An 18,265-nucleotide genomic window follows, 5' to 3' on the forward strand; every position below is an offset into this window, starting at 1 on the left:
AAAAATCAATCTAATCAGGGTTTAGCGAGTTTCAGCGGCTTCAGCAAAGCTCTGTTGTTGCTCTTTTTCTTCGTCAGCTTTCAGCAGGCTGCGCTCATAAGCTTTGAGGAAGGGGTAGTACATCACCGCAGAGAACACCATACATAACAAGCACATCACCACCGGGCTAAAGGCCCAGTTTGCCGCCCAAGAGGCACCAATAGGTGCAGGTGTGGTCCAGGGTGTTAATGACACAACTTGTGCAATCCAGCCCAACTTGGTTGCGATATAAGCCAAAGTGGCATTGATCATCGGAACAAAGATAAAGGGCAGGAAGAAGACCGGGTTCATGATGATTGGTGCGCCAAATAGAATCGGCTCGTTGATATTAAAGAAGCTCGGCACAATGCCCATCTTGCCAATCGTTCGCAAGTGAATGGCTTTGCTGCGCAGTAGCAGGAAGGCCAGCGGTAATGTTGAACCGACGCCGCCAATCAGTAAGTAGTGATCCCAAAAACCTTGCAAGTAGATGTGGGGCAGAGGTGCACCCGCCGCTAATGCCGCCTGATTCAGTGCCAAGTTGGTCATCCAGAACGGGTTCATGATACCGGTGACAATCAACGCGCCATGAATACCGGCAAACCACAATATTTGGCAGAGCAATACCGACAGCAAAATAGCCGGCAGTGAATCTGAAGCTGAAACCAAAGGAGCCAACAAATGCATGATGGCTTCTGGAATAATCATTCCAGTGGATGATTCGATAAATAAATTGAGTGGGTGCAGAGTCGCGACCACGGCCACCACAGGAATCAGGATTTCAAAGGAGCGCGCCACACCGGTCGGCACCTCTTTGGGTAGACGGATGGTAATGTTATGGCGCTTTAAAAATGCATATAATTCAGTGGAGTACACCGCAGTAATAATGGCGGTAAAAATTCCTTGGCCGGAGAAGTATTGGGTTGAGATATGGCCGTCGGCATAAGGAGCCGCCACCAGCAAGAATGACATCAATGCCAGCAGGCCAGTCATGATCGGGTCAAGCTTGTATTGCCGACCCAGACTGGCGCCAATCCCGACCGAGATAAAGAAGGTCATAACCCCCATGCTGAGATTAAACGGCAGCATCAGTTCATTGCGATAGGTGCTGGAGAAATTCAACCACGCCCGAGCAAAACCCCAAGTGGTGTCAGCAGAAAATGGCGGGAAGATAAAGACCAGCATAAACGAACCGATGATCATAAACGGCAGTGCCGAGGTAAAACCGTCGCGGATCGCGATAATGTACTTTTGTTGCCCTATCCGCCCGGCCAGCGGCGTGATGGTTTGCTCAATCATCCCAACCATTGTTTGGTAAAGAGAACTCATTGCAGATACCTTTTATTTCACTGCATTAATAAGAGATAAGGCGAAGTCGAGAACCTTATCACCGCGTTGCATGCCGTAATCCATCATGTCGATGGTCATCACCGGAATTCCCAAAGGCTCAGCCGTTGCTGCCAAATCCCGTTGCATGTATTTCACCTGCGGCCCTAACAGCACAACCTGATAGTGGCTGAATTGCTCGTTAAACTCGCTGGCACCAAAAGCATCAATCTGAACCTCCAGTCCACGGGTCGCTGCTTCAGCCAGCATTTTTTTCACTAGCATACTGGTGGACATCCCGGCTGAGCAGCACAGCATTATTTTTTTCATTACCTATAGCCTCACGTCATCTTGTCATATTGAGCCTCATTGGAAACAAAATGGAAACCGGTTTCCATCCAAACAGAAGAGATATGAGAGCGCGCTCAAATATTTACTTACTGAAAGATATGCAGTTGTGAAAGAGGTCACAAAAAGCTAAGCAAGAATCAATGTTTTACTGGATACTTTCTGGTGACAACGGTTTCCGTCATGGCAATCAGGGTATAGAATGGGCAGAGTTAGATTGGAACCAAGGATAAAAGGAACTGATCAGGCCCTCTGGCCATTGATCAGATAAAGTGGAGTGAAGTTATGTCGACTATTAATGATGTATCGCGGTTAGCCAACGTATCTAAAGCCACTGTGTCTCGGGTGTTGAGCGGGTCACGCGGTGTCAAGGAAGAGAGCCGTCTGGCAGTAATGAAAGCGGTCGAAACCCTTAACTATAAGCCGAATGTGATCGCGCAATTTCTGACCGCGCAGTCAACAGGTTGTGTCGGAGTGATTTGTGCCACTGAACACATTCAGCAAACAACCAGTTATCTGTTCGCCTTAGAAAAGCAGTTTAGTCAGCATCAAAAGCACTTATTACTGCGTTTTGCGGACAACAGTGTCGGGGTTGCCAACGCCGTGACAGAGCTGGCCAATGGCCTGTGCGATGCCATTATCATCATCGGTGCACGCTTTCCGCTGCCGCCACCCGATGAGAAAACCATCATGATTGATTGCCTTGAATCCTCAACCCCTAACAGTATTTTATTCGACCACTCATTCGCGGCAGAAACCGCCTGCCACTATCTGGTCAGTCAGGGCCGTCGGCATATTGCGCTGTTAAATCATGCTTCGGGGACAGTCGCGGAGCAGACACTGTTGGGTTACCAGCGGGCGCTGGAAAATTACCTGATCCCCTACAACCGTAGTCTGGTGATGGGCAATGTTCTCTCCTCTTCCGAGGCGTTGCAGACACTGTTGAACAATGGCGTGCAATTTAATGCCCTGCTAGTGATGGATGAGATTGAAGCCCAGAAAGCCATTGCCCTGTTACATCTCTTCAAGCGCACCGTGCCGGATAAAGTGATGGTTTTCAGTCTGGATGGTTCGGTGCAATTACCGGGAGTTCCCGCGGTGCCTGCCATTGAGTATTCGCTGGAAACACTGGCCAGAAAAGTTGTCGACTTAATTGATGCCCGCACGGGTAAGCATGTAAATCCACAAGTTTTCCGTGGCAATCTGGTGGTTCCGCACGGTTTAACCGAATAACGACACTTATTTAGGTGATTCGATAATGAATACCATTCAGACAGATTATGACGTTATCCGTTCAGCCCTCAGCGATAACACATTGATTACACTATTGCATATTGGCGATGAATCGACCGCCGTCATAACCTCTGACGCCGACGATGCAGTAGTTACACAGCAGCTCACGGTCGGCGCAATCAATACCGCTCGCACCTACTTCAGGCACAATCCGCCAACCCCAGATGAGATGGAAACCGCCATTATGGTGGTCGAAGATGAAGTTATCCGTATCAGTCCTGCGGTGAATAGAGCTTCGCAACTCTTTACCACTGACCCTAATATTGCGGAGATTGCCCTGCTTGCCGGTTTGCCCTTGCAGTCTGAAACTCGGATGTCACTGGAGTCAGTGGAGCGAATGTTTGATAGGTTGGCCGCCGTGATGATGGGCAGACCTGCCGCCTCTGAAGGGATTCCGGCAGATAATGAGTTTGCGGCCCGCCTGCTGATTCTGCGCGAATTTATGCATCATTTGCAGTTTTCGGCGATTACTGTGGTGGCTGAGACGATGCGAATGAGTGGCTATGCGGATAAGCGGTAATCGATTGATCTTATTAGGATAATGTAGATAGATGAGTGACAGCGGCCATTTTCATCGCACACTGTCACTCTTTTTTATGATGCTTTTACTCGCAATACCACTGCTTATTTACTGGCTTTAGGGTCCAGATTATCCGCTGGCAATTCACCGGGCAGATAGTCCGGCAAGCGACCCGCAGGGAAGATAGCCAGCAGTGATAACAGCGCCATAATCAGCAAGCCAAATTTCAGCGCACGTAAACGGGCTTCTTCGTTGACTCGCACCGCTTCCGCTACCTGTTCAGGGGTCGCAGTCGTCTGCGCTAACACACCTTGTAGGCGGTCATTACTGACGAAGTTGATGCTGTCCATATTGACCTGAGCCTGAATCTCTGGCGTCAGAATTGGCGTTTCAGCCACACCGCGCATCACGTTGGCACTTAACAAGCCCACCAGCAAAGCACCGGCGACCGCAGTACCGATGGCGTTGGCCAAGTTGTTTGTCGTACCACGTAGTGAGCCAACATCGCCTGCCAGTTCTTTTGGTGACGCACTGACCAACACGTTGAACAGCAAGGTGACCAATGCACCCTGAGCCAGACCGAAGATCACCAGACCAATCAATACCGCGAACTCACTCCAGTTATTGCGCACCACAAATGCCAGCCACAACAGGGCGATGGTACAGGTGATAAAGCCATAACGGCCGATCTTGCGGGGTGTCAGTTTCTTATAGAAGCGGACAATCAGCATGGCAGAGAAGAAGACAGACAAGTTAAACGGCATCATGGCAATGGCCGTGGCCATTGGGGTGCTGCCCTGCACGATTTGGATGTACAGCGGAACCGAGAAGTTCAGCATTGCTTCCAGTGCGACCACGGCGAACATGGCGAACACGGCCGCTTTCTCCGTGGGTGAGGTGATCACTTCCAGTGCCAGTAACGGCGTCTTGCCTTGTTCTTGGCGGCGACGCGTCCAGACCACAAATGCCTGACCCAGCACAATACCCAGTACAATCATAAATGGCGCAGGTGAGAAGCCCAGCAGATCAAATGGCGCACCGTCACGCACTAAGCCGAAGCCCCAGCGATTCAGGTTATTAAAGCCGAATGACAGCAAAATAATGGCCGAAGCCGCCAGAATCACACCGATAATATCAATGCCCACTTCTGGACGGCCTTTATCTGCTTTCAGGCGGAAGCTCAGTACAAAGATAACTGCCGACAACACAATCAAAATACCGAACGCCGGACGCCAGCCGATATAAGTCCCAAGAATACCGCCGATCAAAAACGCCGCCACACCCGCACCGGCACGGGCAGAACCCAATGCACCGAGCGCCGTCGCTTGTTGCGTACCACGATAGTTTTCAGCAATCAGTGCCACCAAGGCTGGCACCAAGGCCGCACCGGCCAGACCGCTTAATGCCTGTGCACTGATCATCACGGTGACATTCGGACTGAATGTCATCATGACCTGCGCGATACCGAACAGCAAAACGGTGCTGCGAAATACCACCAATGGCCCAAAGCGCTGGTTGAGTTTGGCACCCAACATCACGAAACCGGCCACTGACAGTGAGTACATCACGATAGCGGTGGCAATCGTGGTGGGTGGCACATTAAAACTTTTGACCATTCCACCCAAGGCAACCGGCAGAGAGGCCACGTTGAATGACATTAAAATCTGGGCCAATGCGATGGTGATCATCGGCACCCAGGACTCTTTAACTTCCGCACCCGCGCGGTGAGTTGATTGATTCGCCATAAATTTCTCTATCCTTTTGACATATTATTCTTGTTTTCAGAACCATTCGACTTTTGACGCCGCTCAGTTTTTGAAACGATCGATTTTCAGAGCAATGCCCAGATGCCGAGGCTCAACCCTTGTCGGTGTAAGGCTCAGAAACAAACATGTCCATCCCAAGACGACGTGATAAGAATCGGGCAGCCAGTTGCCCTTTGACACTGTTACCCGCAGCATCCAGTAATGGCGCAAAGGTCCCCAAGCCACCTTTACCTGGTGACACTGTCACAATCCCACCACCAATCCCGCTTTTACCGGGCAGACCGATGTCATACAGCCAGTCACCCGAGGTTTCGTACAACCCAGCGGTGACCATGACGGCTAATGCGTAATGACATACATCGTTATCCACCACCCGCTCACGGGTCAGTGGGTTAACACCGCCATCAGCCAATGTTGCGCCCATCACAGCGAGATCTCGGGCGCTGACATTCAGTGAACATTGGCGGGTATATAAGTCGGTGGCAATCAGCGGATCACAGCCCAGACGCCCATAGCCTTGCAGCACATTGGCAATGCCACGATTGCGGAAGTTGGTTTCACAGGCGGATTGATACACTTCTTCATTCAGTGTCAGCTCACGCCCGGCAAAGCGGCACAAACCGTCATAAATGAATTTCCACTGTTCATCACTGGTGGCGCCCGGCACTAAACTGGTGGTAGCAATCGCACCGGAGTTCACCATTGGGTTAGTGCGTCCATCGGGTGCGCGTTCAATCGCCGTGACAGAGTTAAATGCCATCCCAGTGCTGTTAACGCCCAGTTTTTCGCGAGCGGCTTTCGCCCCAATAGCCTGACAAACTAATGCAAAAACAAACGGTTTAGAGACACTCATGATGGTGAATTCATAGTCTACATCGCCGGCTGAATGCACTTTACCGTTAGTGCCGACCATGCATACACCAAAGAGATTCGGTGGAATACGCTCCAATGCGGGGTAAACGGTTGAAACCACACCTTCCGTATCTGTGCCAAATCGTTGATGGGCTTCTTGTACCAGTTTAACTACCGTGTCTGGATCCGGCAGATGTCCGGTTGATACGTAGTCGATAATTCCATTCTTGCTATCATCTGTAGGCATATAGTTATCTCTTGTTTAACTTCCGTTTATTATTCTGTCTTTCTTTTGTCTCTTTAACTTATTTTAAGCGACGGAAATAGTTCCTTCATTTTGACTCATAGGAAATGATAATAATCAATTGAAGCTTCTTTGAGTCTTGGCTTTATCAATTAATCATGAAATTCTTAGAGTAAGATATCCTAGGTTAAGAAAGCTGTATATCACTTGTTTTCAATAATTTGATTGTTATTGAGCAGAGAAAAAAATATCGAGACTGTTGCAGAATCATGACATTAACGATGAGGGATGAAAAAATTGGTAGCCATGCATTTAATTATCAGCAGCAGATTCGCATGTCTGTTAGCAATAATCTGATATAACTACGCAACAAAGGGATGAAGTTTGCCTTTAATGACTAATATTAATAAAAGTGGCACATCGTCAACCTAAATAGTTAATGTCAGCTTGTCGTTAAAATTAATACAGATAATTGAATGCCCTGCCCAGTCAGCAAGCTAACTTAACCAGCAATGAAGATGATACCCCTTGAACCTCACCCTCGGAGGTTGATTCGGGTTGCTAGACCCGACGAACTAACATTGCTGAACAGAGTGATCACACCTGACTCTTCATCGTGATCTGTCGGTGCCTGAAGGGTGAAATTTGATTAACTATATAAATCGTTATGTAGCTAAAGTAATCCCAAGTCTTAGCATCCTAATCACTAAACAGCGTAAACTATAGGGTAATTTTATCAGCTCACTGATTGGGTTCGCTGTTTTTTGGTACTACACCCATTTCATCAATCTGGACGTCTGAGAATCACGCAGGCCGGTGTCTCTGGAGCATGGCATGAACAACGCAACATCGGCAGGAAAGCAAAAAGTGCCGTTACGGCTTAGCACCTCAATTACTCTGATGGTTTCTGCGGTGATTATTTCTGTGTTATTCGTGGTTCACACGCTATTTTTCATTCAGCTCAGCCAGATGGCGCAAGAGAGTTTGCAAAACAAAGCCGTCGCCGTCGCACGGGCCTTATCTTTCTCTCCCACGATCATTAACGGCTTAACCGACCCGGTGGCCGGACAGAAGATTCAGGCTTATACCAGCGAAGTACAGAAAGCCAATGACCTGCTCTTTATTGTCATTACCAATATGGAAGGCATCCGTTATTCACATCCCAATCCTGAAATGATCGGTCAGCATTTTATCGGCAATGATCTGCTGCCGGCATTGCAGGGTAAAGAGAACAGCGCGATAAACCGTGGTGTATTGGCGAGGGCATTACGTATTTTTATTCCTGTCTATGCGCCACAGGGTAAACAAATTGGCGTGGTAGCGATTGGGATTTCTCTGACCAGCATTGATTCGGTGGTCAATGAAACCCGTTGGACAATCCCGTGGACCATCTTATTTGGTGCTCTGATTGGTTCGCTGGGAACTTGGTTTTTAGTTAAAGCGCTGAAGCGAATTATGTTGGGCTTCGAACCCTACGAAATATCGAATTTATTTGAACAGCGTAACGCCATGCTGCAGTCCATTAAGGAGGGCGTCATTGCTGTTGATGCCGACTCTCGCATTACTGTAGTGAACCATGAAGCCAAGCGTCTATTTAAACAAAGTGGGCCAATGGAGAATTTATTACTGAGCAATGCCAGTAAATATTGGCCGGTGCGCTTGTACTTACAGCAGGTTCTGGAAACCGGCATTGCCCGCCGTGATGAAGAGATAAATTTTAATGGCAGCATATTACTGACCAATACCGTCCCGGTGATGGTGAAAGGGAATGTTATCGGCGCCATTGCCACCTTCCGTGATAAAACTGAAGTGAGCCAACTGATGCAACGCCTGACTGGCATGGTGCATTACGCTGATGCTTTACGGGCGCAATCACATGAATTTATGAATAAACTTCATGTGATTCTCGGTCTACTACACATGAAGTATTATCAACAACTCGAAGATTACATCGTTAAAACATCGAATAATTATCAGGCGGAGATCGGCTCTCTGCTGCGCAAAATAAAATCACCCGTAATTGCAGGTTTCCTGTTAGGAAAAATTAATCGTGCTCGGGATCTAGGTATCACATTATCCATCAGCGACGATAGCTTATTGCCGGATACGGATAATGAACAAGTGACCACCACCTTAATCACCGTGTTAGGCAATTTGATTGAGAATGCCATGGAGGCTATTGGAAGTCAGAGTCAACGAGAGATCAATGTCAGTTTTCATTACCAAAATGGCCGGGTGCATTGTGTCGTCAGTGATGATGGGCCGGGCATATCAGCTGAACTGCAAGATCGTATTTTTGATAACGGTTTCTCCACCAAAGGAAATGAACACGGCATAGGTTTAAGTCTGGTACGCCAGAGTTTAGAGAGTATTGGTGGCGATATTGAGTTTGATTCTGAAGCCGGTGTTTTTACACAGTTCTTTATCAGCCTTCCCTACGACATTACCCTTAATAATATGACATCTCATAACAATATGACTTTTAGCAATATCTCTTCAAACAACATCAGCGCGGTAAATCATGATTAATGTATTAATAGTGGATGATGATGCCATGGTGGCTGAACTCAATAAGTGTTATCTGAACCAAGTCGCCGGTTTCAACTGTTGCGGTTCAGTTTCCAGCTTGCAGCAAGCCAGAGAATACTTAATGGCAGCAGAGCAGCCAATTGATCTGGTGCTGTTGGATGTTTTTATGCGTCAGGACAATGGATTGGATTTGTTGCCAGTGTTGCGTGAATTCAGCGTGCAGACAGATGTGATTGTCATTTCATCAGCGACTGATGTGAATACCATTAAAAAAGCGCTGCAATATGGTGTCGTCGATTACTTAATTAAGCCTTTCCAGTTTTCACGTTTTGAAGAGGCACTTTCCACTTACCGTGAAAAAAAGAGCTTGCTGGATCAACGTGAGTATTGTGCGCAAGAGGATGTGGACTCATTACTGCGGCGCAGCAATGTGATACCCGCCGAGCGTAAAAAGTTACCTAAGGGTCTGACATCGCAGACACTGCGTACGGTATGTGAATGGATTCAAGAGATGCAGGACGGGGAGTTTTCTACGGAGCAGATGGCGAATGCCATTGGCATTTCGCGGGTTTCTTGTCGCAAATACCTGATCTATCTTTCAGATACTGAAGTCCTCAGCACCAAGGTTCTTTACGGGGCGACCGGACGGCCCGTTTATCTCTACAAACGCTTACCCAGCCAGCAAGAAGTCTTAAAACAGTATTGCCAATAGCAGAATGCGGAGCCTACTGCCCGACAAATAAGCGGCATCCGATTAGGGATACCGCTTATGCCTTCTTTATCCACGAAGATTTACATAATCCAGCCTAATAGTAGCGTGGCACCAATCACGGTAGATGCTCCACCAATACGGGTTGCTATCTGAGCAAATGGCATCAATGACATCCGGTTAGATGCGGACAGAATCGCCACATCCCCCGTCCCCCCTAATCCACTGTGGCAACTGGTAACGATGGAAGCTTCCACCGGATACATATTTAAATATGGGGCGATAATAAAACTGATTGCGGCCATTGATAGCACCACGGCACCACAGACCACGACATACCCAACAGAGAACACCGCAACAACACTTTCGAGTGGAACATAGAGCATTCCGAGACCAATCATCAGCGGCCACACCAGTGTGGTAGAGACAAATTTGTACCAGCTATGCGCGCCCTGCTCCATTTTCGATGGAATAACCTGCGCATATTTGCACATCACCGCAATCAAGATCATCAATACGGGGCCAGGGATATGAACAATATGCTCAAACAAACCACCGACAATAAAGAAAGCGCAGGTCATCAACAGCCCTCCACCCATTAACTGAAAGTCCGCTTGTTTTGGCCCCTCTTGCGAAGTAAATACGGCATTATCCTTTGCCGAGCGAATTAACATCCCCTCACCATTGAGATCTTTGCGCCGCATACCAATACGCGCCAATACACCCGCACAAATAATCGCAAATATATTCCCGACCACCGCCGCAGGTGCAAGTTGAGCAACATAGATATCTGGAGACTGCCCAAGGATGGCTGAATAAGCCAGTGATAATGGCAATATACCCTCACCAATACCGCCACCGATGATGGGCACAATAATAAAGAAGAATGTGTGGTAAGCGGTAAAACCAAATAATTTACCAACCAGCAAACCCGTAGCCACTGCGGTTATCGTGCCCACTACCAGCGGGATAAACATCCGCGTCATCCCTTGGATAAGCACCACGCGATTCATGCCTAGAATACTCCCGACCACCAGACTGGCTATCACGAAATAGAGTAAATTCGCCTCTTTCATCAGCAAGTGGACGGTGTCCAACGTATTCGTTTGGAAAATACCAAAGTAAACCAGAACCGATGGCACCATTAAACATAAAATGGCGGGTCCACCGATATCTTTCAACACCGGTATATGACGGCCGATGTGTGATAAAACAAAGCCCATTGTCATGATAACAGCCAGCCCGCCAATCATATTTTTTGGTAAGTAGCTGGCATAAGCGGAAATGAACACAATGGCTGAAATAGTCATAAATAATGCCATAGGCATGGTATTTATATTCATCTCATTTATACTTAAAATAAATTTCTTGGCGGCGGATTTATCCGTTATGTCAATTTTATCGGCGGATGCAAGAGCGGTATCCTGATTTATTTTTTTCATTTTATACCTACAGTTGGGTAGCACCTAGGGAGCGGGTTTATCTATGCCGCATCATGGTTAATATCTATCCAGTTAACACCTCTAATAAAAACATCAACCTAACTGGCACTAGAGAGTACATTGTCGATATTACACATCAAACATTGAGTTTAAGTGCAAATATATGCCATCAAACTACCACTCGATTAAAAATAAAAAAATAGCCGGCGTGATTAGGATTTCTGTTTTTGAGAAGATATCATCAAGTTTATTATAATTAACTTAACTTGGCGTTTTGTAATTAAATAATTTGAATGATAAACGATTTATCTGTTATGATTTTCAGTTAATAATAAGATCCTCAGCCTTGACAAAGGTAATCTATCCTCTACCCCTCTAAATCTACTGCTTCAATAAGAAAAACCGCCAAAATGCATCGTTCATCAAGAAATGATATATTTTATTTCCTATTAGTTATCATAGAAATAGAAAATATAGTATGATTAATCATCATCTCCTTCATGGCCATGTACATCCTCATTACAGAGGTACAAATGGTCATATCACACTCAACACATTGTGTTTCTGAGCTCAGATTAGCCGAAATACGTGTGCTTTATAATTAGTACAAGCTCAAGGGTATTACATGAGAACATCTGTACAAAACCTATTGAGAAATTCCATATCATTGTAATGATATAGCAGAATGAGAAATGTCATTAACATTACTAACATCACTACATAAAAAATAAATCACAATCTTAAAATAATAGATCAAAAATCAATGATATATAATTATTATAGCAAATAAGACAAATTGCAATTCTGCCTCTAAAAATAATCTGCCATTGTAAGTTAAGCTTGAAAATAGTTTTCACATAATCGATATGTGCTTGATTTATATTTAAGGCAAGTAATTATTGAATTTTCATCAAGTTAACAATGAGCTATAAATTGTTGAAAATTAATTCAATAGAAATGGTAAATACATCACCTTGAAAATATTATCATTGCATATAAAACAACCTATCACTATCAATTACTGACTCGGGTAATAACACAAAAAAAATAATTTATAAGTGAATATTTTTTTGCCTCATCACGTCAGAAACGATAGCATGCCCCTCCAGAAATCCAATGACAGTAATAAAAACCATAATAACGGAAGGCGCTAAGACGCTATTTATGCATTAACCTTTAGCAATCAGTTGCTGTAATACATTCACGATGATTGCACGACAGACAGGAAAATAGGAAAGTTTATGATGTCAGGAAAATACTCTGCGGAGACTCATCACGCCGCAAAAAAACGCTGGTTAGATTCTAATGATACTGGCTACCACAAAAGTATGGGTCGACGTCATATACAGATGATAGCTATCGGCGGTTCTATTGGCACTGGGCTGTTTTTAGGCACAGGTGCCCGCTTACAAATGGCTGGCCCGGCGCTGGCTTTGGTTTATCTCATATGCGGCGTTTTCTCGTTTTTTATTCTGAGAGCTCTCGGCGAATTAATTTTACATCGCCCTTCCAGTGGCAGCTTTGTTTCTTATGCAAGAGAGTTTTTAGGCGAAAAAGCGTCCTATGTTGCCGGATGGATGTATTTTCTCAACTGGGCAATGACTGGCATTGTTGATATCACCGCAGTGGCACTTTATATGCACTATTGGGGCAGCTTCTCTGATGTACCTCAGTGGTTATTTGCACTCGGTGCGCTATTCATTGTCGCGACCATGAATATGATTGGAGTGAAGTGGTTCGCCGAAATGGAGTTCTGGTTTGCTCTAATCAAAGTTGCCGCCATTGCCATATTTTTAGTCGTGGGGGTAGTCTTCCTTGGGACTGGGCAGAGTGTTGCAGGGCATCCTACCGGCATGCATCTCATCACAGATAATGGGGGATTATTCCCTCACGGATTATTGCCAGCACTGATATTGGTTCAAGGGGTCATATTCGCTTTCGCCGGCATTGAATTGATTGGCACGGCGGCAGGTGAATGCAAGGACCCGGAAAAAATGCTGCCAAAAGCAATTAATAGTGTTATTTGGCGTATCGGCCTATTTTATGTCGGCTCTGTGGTGCTATTAGTCTGTTTACTACCTTGGAATAGCTATCAGGCGGGTCAAAGCCCCTTCGTAACATTTTTTAGCAACTTAGGTGTCCCCTACATTGGTAGCATCATGAATATCGTGGTGTTAACGGCCGCGCTCTCCAGCTTGAACTCGGGCCTTTACTCCACTGGCCGCATTCTACGTTCGCTATCAATGGGTGGTTCAGCGCCTAAATTCATGTCCAAAATGAGCCCACAATCGGTTCCTTATGCCGGAATATTAGTGACCGTTGGGATTTATGTATTGGGTGTGTTTCTGAACTACCTTGTTCCATCTCAAGTATTTGAAATTGTATTGAACATTGCCTCTTTGGGTATTATCAGCTCATGGGCATTTATCATTATCTGCCAGATGAAGCTGCGTCAGGCCATCAAGCGGGGAACGGCAAAACCGGTCTCCTTTAAGATGCCTGGTGCGCCCGTAACATCTTGGCTGACACTCTGTTTCTTGTTCGGTGTTTTAGTGATGATGGCCTTCGACTATCCAAATGGCACTTGGACCGTCGCCACTGTGCCAGTGATAATCGTGTTACTTATTGTCGGTTGGTTCAGCTTGCGTAAACGTGCTAGTGAGGTTGCAGCGGCACCAATAGAAGTCATATCGCAAGATGCCTCATTTCACGAGTCTGAAATTCATAAAAAACCGCAAAAAGAGCTATATAAGCAAGAGTCTGCGGGCTAATACCTGCTGTCATTGAAAGTCTGTAGGTGGCTTAATACACCTACAGGCTGGATTGAGTTTTACTTTATCGGTTCAATCAGAACTTGCTCAAAAGAAAATCACGTAACATGACTGCATGATCCTAATGATAGTGTTTTCCTCATAAAAACTAACATGTTATATTCATTTCTGCTGAATCATTGGTGAAAAAAATGACTACTGTACCGATTAATACAACCAGACAGATGAAACAAAAAAATATTATGTTGGTTATGAGTACATTAAAATCACTGATCTCGGCAACCAAAGGTGATATATCCAACCAAACTGGGCTAAGTCTGGCGACATGTGGCACCATTTTGAATGAACTCTGCTCTAAGGGAGAAATTATTGAGGAGTCCCTTGATGAGTCTCGAGGTGGCCGCCCAGCAAAACGTTATAGATATAACTCAAACTACTTTAGCTTATTAAGCATTTACGTCGAGGGGACCAACACCTCAGGCGTTATTTCCTCATGCTTAACTTCTGCTGATAATAATACCATTGACGAACACGATGAAATCTACAGTAATTTTACCGTAGATGCATTAATTACACACATTCAAAAGCTCTCTGATAAATACCCTAATATCAAAGCAATAGGGTTGGGGGTGCCGGGCATTGTTGTTAGTGGAAATGTGCTCTCCTGTGACATTAGTAATCTGGAGGGATTAGCAATATCTGAGCTACTCAGTTCTCATTTTGGTATTTTTGTCCAAGTAGGGAATGATATGAATTATACGGCATTTGGCTTCTATCGTAATCACTGCCGTAATATAGATTCACCTGTTGCTTACATTTATATGCCACCAAGACACTGTGCTGGCTGCGGCATTGTTATTTCAGGGGAAATGCTAAGAGGTGCAAGCCAATTCGCAGGTGAGGTAGCTAAACTGCCATTTTATGATCATGTTGTAAATAAAGTGAATGTACGGTCTCAGAGTACACTCGTGTTAGAGAGACTTATCCATATTACGTCATCTCTGATTGCGATAATTAATCCCGCCACTATAGCCATATCTGGCGAGCAGGTCAGCCAGAATTGCATCGAAGATCTTTCTGGGGAGTTACTAAAAAGATTTGATAGCAAGCATATCCCCCACTTTGTTTATCGCGATAACATAAAATCCGACTACCATAATGGAATATCAGAATACACCCTTGATGCCTATAATAACTTCCGAGTATTTAAAATCTAACTTGGAAACTCCTGCTATGGGATAACTTTATCTAGGGCAGAAATACAGCGATTCTAAAAAACACCTCAAGTTAGCACTACCCTTTCAATACACCTTGCCCTTTCACCTCACTTTGCAACCCTGCCTATCAATCAAGATTCTGCTTGACACATCAAGTCTCCGCTTATACTTTAACACTTAATTTAAGTCTTTTATTAAGTGTTTTCGGACTAATGACCCGAGTTCACTTGCCACAGTTAACCAGAGAAAGGTCACTAAAGAATGTCTACTCATACCATCGACTACTCTCTGGATTCCCAAGCTAAACGTGTCGCCACACGAGCTATCTTCTTTGTCGCCGGATTTGCTATGGGACTTTGGGCGTCACTGGTGCCCTACGCACAAAATAGATTAAATTTCGATGCAGGTTCATTGGGTATGCTGCTGCTCTGCCTAGGCAGTGGGTCACTTCTCGCGATGCTTTTCTCAGGAAAACTTATTGGCCGTTTGGGATGCCGAAGGATCATGTTATTAGGTATTGCACTGACCTGCTTTTTCCTACCCACATTGGCCGTTATTGATCTATTTCCCTTAATGGCATTATGCCTATTCTTTTTTGGCGCGGGTATTGGCTTGGTCGATGTTGCCGTGAATGTACAAGGCTCTCTGGTTGAGCAATCCTCTGATAAACCTCTTATGTCCGGCTTCCATTGCTTATTCAGTATTGGCTCGATTGTGGGAGCAGGAGGTGGTGCAATATTGTTTACCATTGGCTTAATGCCCATCACCGTGACACTTATTGCCGTCACCGTAATTGGAATAATTACATCTGTCGTATTCAACGAATTAATCCCCTTTGGCGATCATAAAGAGCCTAATAAGTCGGTAATGACAAAACCGCGACCAAACTTTAGGCTCATTTTAATGGCACTTATGTGCATGATATGTTTCATGGCCGAAGGTGCAATATTGGATTGGAGTGGCGTATTTCTGACAAATGACCGAGGCCTTGACATAGTTCATGCCGGATGGGGGTTTGCTATTTTTGGTGGCACTATGTCGATAATGCGTTTTAGTGGCGATAAAGTTGTCAGCCTCTTGGGCCGCAAACGCGTCCTGATTTTCAGCAGTGTATTTGCCATGATCGGTTATGCGATCGTGGTCATTATTCCAGATTGGAAATTTACTCTGCTTGGCTTTGCTCTGGTCGGTGTGGGTGCCGCCAATATTGTCCCTGTACTTATCACTCTGGCGGGTCAGGAAAAAGTGATGCCCGTTAATATGTCTGTCGCTTTGGTGGCAACAATGGGCTATTTCGGGATATTGGGTGGACCGGCACTGATCGGCTTTATTGCCCACTTAACTAATCTTTACATTGCATTCTCAATAGTCGCACTGACCTTTCTCGTCATTGCGCTGGGTGCATTTAAGCTGAAATACATCAGTGACTAGCCGCGATATAACGGTGAAGAAAAGCAGCAAGATAATGAACAGAAGCCTTTTTCGAAGATTATGAATGTAACTGAGTAGGTAATTTTACCGGCTAGCAAAATTATGCTAGCTTTTTTTTAGAGAAAATAACACTCAGACATCTTCAAACAGTCCTATATTTTAAATATTTTTAAAGAGGAAAATGAAATGAGCATCAAAATTATTGCTGTTGATATGGATGGAACCTTCCTCAACGATCAAATGAGCTTTGATCGGCAACGGTTTAGTGCGCAATATTCACAATTAAAAGAAAATGGAATAAGATTTGTTGTTGCCAGTGGCAATCAATATTATCAGTTGATCTCATTTTTCCCTGATATTGCCCACGAAATCGCTTTTGTTGCTGAAAATGGTGCCTATGTCAGTGACAAAAATACCGAGATTTTTTGCGGTGAAATCGCCAGCCAAGACACAAATAACGTACTGAAAACGCTACTGTCGATACCTTATTTAGATGTTATCCGTTGCAGCAAAAATGGGGCATATATGCTGAGCTCTTCAGATGAAGATTTCTATGCCACCATGAGTAAATACTACCATCGCCTTAAAATCATTGATAACTTTAATCAAGTTACTGAACCTGCATTTAAATTCGCGATCAGTTTACCCAATGAGAAGTTGCCCGGTTTTATGACATTCATTGAACAGAAATTGGCAGGAATTGTTACCCCCGTATCCAGCGGCCATGGTTCTGTTGACCTGATAATACCCGGTGTTCACAAAGCCAATGGTATTAAATTACTCCAAAAAAATTGGGGGGTAAAAGATGAGGAAGTCGTCACTTTTGGCGATGGTGGTAATGATGTGGAGATGTTGCAATACGCAGGTTTTGGTTATGCAATGGCTAATGCACCCGATAACATTAAAAAAATAGCAAAATACCAAGCCGAATCGAATAATGATTCTGGCGTGCTAAATATTATAGATAAAATTATAAAAAGAGAGCCCCCTTTCGTATAGGTATCCGCATATGATTGGCGGGGAGTTTCCCGCCAATCATATTAGAACTAGAAATTAATTAAAACACAGCGATCAGTAGTACTCTGTTTCATATATCGCCGTATAGATTTCAATTACTTTACCATCAGGGTTCAAACTCTCTATTTTACAAGATGCCGGATTCCCATGAGAATCAGTCTTACACTCTCTTCTGGTTGAAAGCAGAAGCTTATCATCTTCATAAATCTTCGTTTTATAATTGAATGGGTTTTGTCCTTTCGCGTCTAGTTCCGTCACTATTTTAAACGCTTTTCCGATATCATAACTAATATCTACGATAGGAAACCCATTATCGTCATAATCATAGTGTTTTTTTGTCACTCCAGATTCAGACATTTTGACATCTGTTACGAATCCTTTGTCATTAATTAAAACGTTAACGTTTCCACTCGCCGTCTGCGTAATGTGGCATTTTTCATTTAAAACGAGTTGTTTCTCTTTCGTTTTATTATCGATTAGATAGCCGCCCTCTTTTACATAATCTAAATCGACATCTTGGGCAGGAGTCTGTATCTGAAGAGTGGTAAAGCATCCATCCTCATTAATCTCTGCATGAACCTCAGAATAAATATCACCTTTTGCATCTAGCATTTTTTGAGTCAGTGATTTTACAGGCCCCTGTATTGGATCAAACCCGAATATATTAGAGTAACTTGCAACGTTCGCTGTGAAAACGTAAGGCTCATGACCCTTATCGCAGGCGCTTAATGCCAAGACCAGCAAACAAATACTTAAAGTCCGTCCCATTAATTACTATTCCT

14 protein-coding genes are annotated in these 18,265 nt (G+C 44.7%); 8 read left to right on the top strand and 6 right to left on the bottom strand.

The window, feature by feature from the left end:
- Positions 1 to 21: 21 nt before the first annotated feature.
- Complete coding sequence (locus tag HRD69_RS17050) at positions 22 to 1,347, bottom strand: PTS sugar transporter subunit IIC (protein WP_032813233.1); 1,326 nt, start codon at positions 1,345 to 1,347, stop codon at positions 22 to 24.
- Between the two features lie 12 nt (positions 1,348 to 1,359).
- A complete protein-coding gene (locus HRD69_RS17055; protein ID WP_004873918.1) occupies positions 1,360 to 1,674 on the bottom strand; it encodes a PTS sugar transporter subunit IIB in 315 nt (104 codons plus the stop codon).
- Positions 1,675 to 1,977: 303 nt separating this feature from the next.
- Here HRD69_RS17055 and HRD69_RS17060 point away from each other — a divergent pair, with 303 nt between their 5' ends.
- Entirely contained in the window at positions 1,978 to 2,925 is a 948-nt protein-coding gene (locus HRD69_RS17060; protein ID WP_004873917.1) for a LacI family DNA-binding transcriptional regulator, read from the top strand.
- A 25-nt stretch (positions 2,926 to 2,950) separates the two neighbouring features.
- Entirely contained in the window at positions 2,951 to 3,505 is a 555-nt protein-coding gene (locus HRD69_RS17065) for a hypothetical protein (protein ID WP_004873916.1), read from the top strand.
- 104 nt (positions 3,506 to 3,609) lie between these two features.
- Here the strand turns inward: HRD69_RS17065 and HRD69_RS17070 are convergent, their stop codons facing one another.
- On the bottom strand, positions 3,610 to 5,250 hold the full coding sequence (locus HRD69_RS17070) for an MFS transporter (protein ID WP_004873915.1): 1,641 nt from the start codon (positions 5,248 to 5,250) through the stop codon (positions 3,610 to 3,612).
- 112 nt (positions 5,251 to 5,362) lie between these two features.
- Complete coding sequence (gene glsA / locus HRD69_RS17075) at positions 5,363 to 6,370, bottom strand: glutaminase A (RefSeq protein ID WP_004873914.1); 1,008 nt, start codon at positions 6,368 to 6,370, stop codon at positions 5,363 to 5,365.
- Between the two features lie 831 nt (positions 6,371 to 7,201).
- Between glsA and HRD69_RS17080 the strand changes: the two genes are divergently transcribed.
- A complete protein-coding gene (locus HRD69_RS17080) occupies positions 7,202 to 8,896 on the top strand; it encodes a sensor histidine kinase (protein ID WP_032813232.1) in 1,695 nt (564 codons plus the stop codon).
- Entirely contained in the window at positions 8,889 to 9,608 is a 720-nt protein-coding gene (gene dcuR, locus HRD69_RS17085; protein ID WP_032813231.1) for a two-component system response regulator DcuR, read from the top strand. Before HRD69_RS17080 ends, dcuR begins: the two co-directional genes overlap by 8 nt.
- Positions 9,609 to 9,688: 80 nt before the next feature.
- Here dcuR and HRD69_RS17090 read toward each other — a convergent pair whose 3' ends face one another.
- Positions 9,689 to 11,047 (bottom strand): 2-hydroxycarboxylate transporter family protein, encoded by a 1,359-nt coding sequence (locus tag HRD69_RS17090; RefSeq protein WP_004873910.1) that lies wholly within the window; start codon positions 11,045 to 11,047, stop codon positions 9,689 to 9,691.
- A gap of 1,241 nt (positions 11,048 to 12,288) precedes the next feature.
- Between HRD69_RS17090 and ansP the strand changes: the two genes are divergently transcribed.
- The 4 genes from ansP (at position 12,289) to HRD69_RS17110 (ending at position 17,465) form a co-directional block, all read left to right on the top strand.
- Positions 12,289 to 13,818 carry an L-asparagine permease gene (gene ansP / locus HRD69_RS17095; RefSeq protein ID WP_032813230.1) on the top strand — a complete coding sequence of 510 codons (1,530 nt, stop codon included), beginning with the start codon at positions 12,289 to 12,291 and terminating at the stop codon, positions 13,816 to 13,818.
- 191 nt (positions 13,819 to 14,009) lie between these two features.
- Positions 14,010 to 15,035 carry an ROK family protein gene (locus tag HRD69_RS17100; protein ID WP_004873908.1) on the top strand — a complete coding sequence of 342 codons (1,026 nt, stop codon included), beginning with the start codon at positions 14,010 to 14,012 and terminating at the stop codon, positions 15,033 to 15,035.
- Positions 15,036 to 15,296: 261 nt separating this feature from the next.
- Positions 15,297 to 16,466, top strand: a complete 1,170-nt coding sequence (locus tag HRD69_RS17105) for an MFS transporter (protein WP_004873907.1) — start codon at positions 15,297 to 15,299, stop codon at positions 16,464 to 16,466.
- A gap of 186 nt (positions 16,467 to 16,652) precedes the next feature.
- Positions 16,653 to 17,465: a Cof-type HAD-IIB family hydrolase gene (locus HRD69_RS17110; RefSeq protein WP_172984626.1), complete on the top strand. Its 813-nt coding sequence runs from the start codon at positions 16,653 to 16,655 to the stop codon at positions 17,463 to 17,465.
- Positions 17,466 to 17,537: 72 nt separating this feature from the next.
- Here HRD69_RS17110 and HRD69_RS17115 read toward each other — a convergent pair whose 3' ends face one another.
- The gene (locus tag HRD69_RS17115; RefSeq protein ID WP_004873904.1) at positions 17,538 to 18,251 is read right to left on the bottom strand and encodes a YnfC family lipoprotein; all 714 of its coding nucleotides are present in this window, start codon (positions 18,249 to 18,251) and stop codon (positions 17,538 to 17,540) included.
- Positions 18,252 to 18,265 lie beyond the last annotated feature (14 nt).

The organism is Yersinia mollaretii ATCC 43969, assembly GCF_013282725.1.
Taxonomy (GTDB): Bacteria; Pseudomonadota; Gammaproteobacteria; order Enterobacterales; family Enterobacteriaceae; genus Yersinia; species Yersinia mollaretii.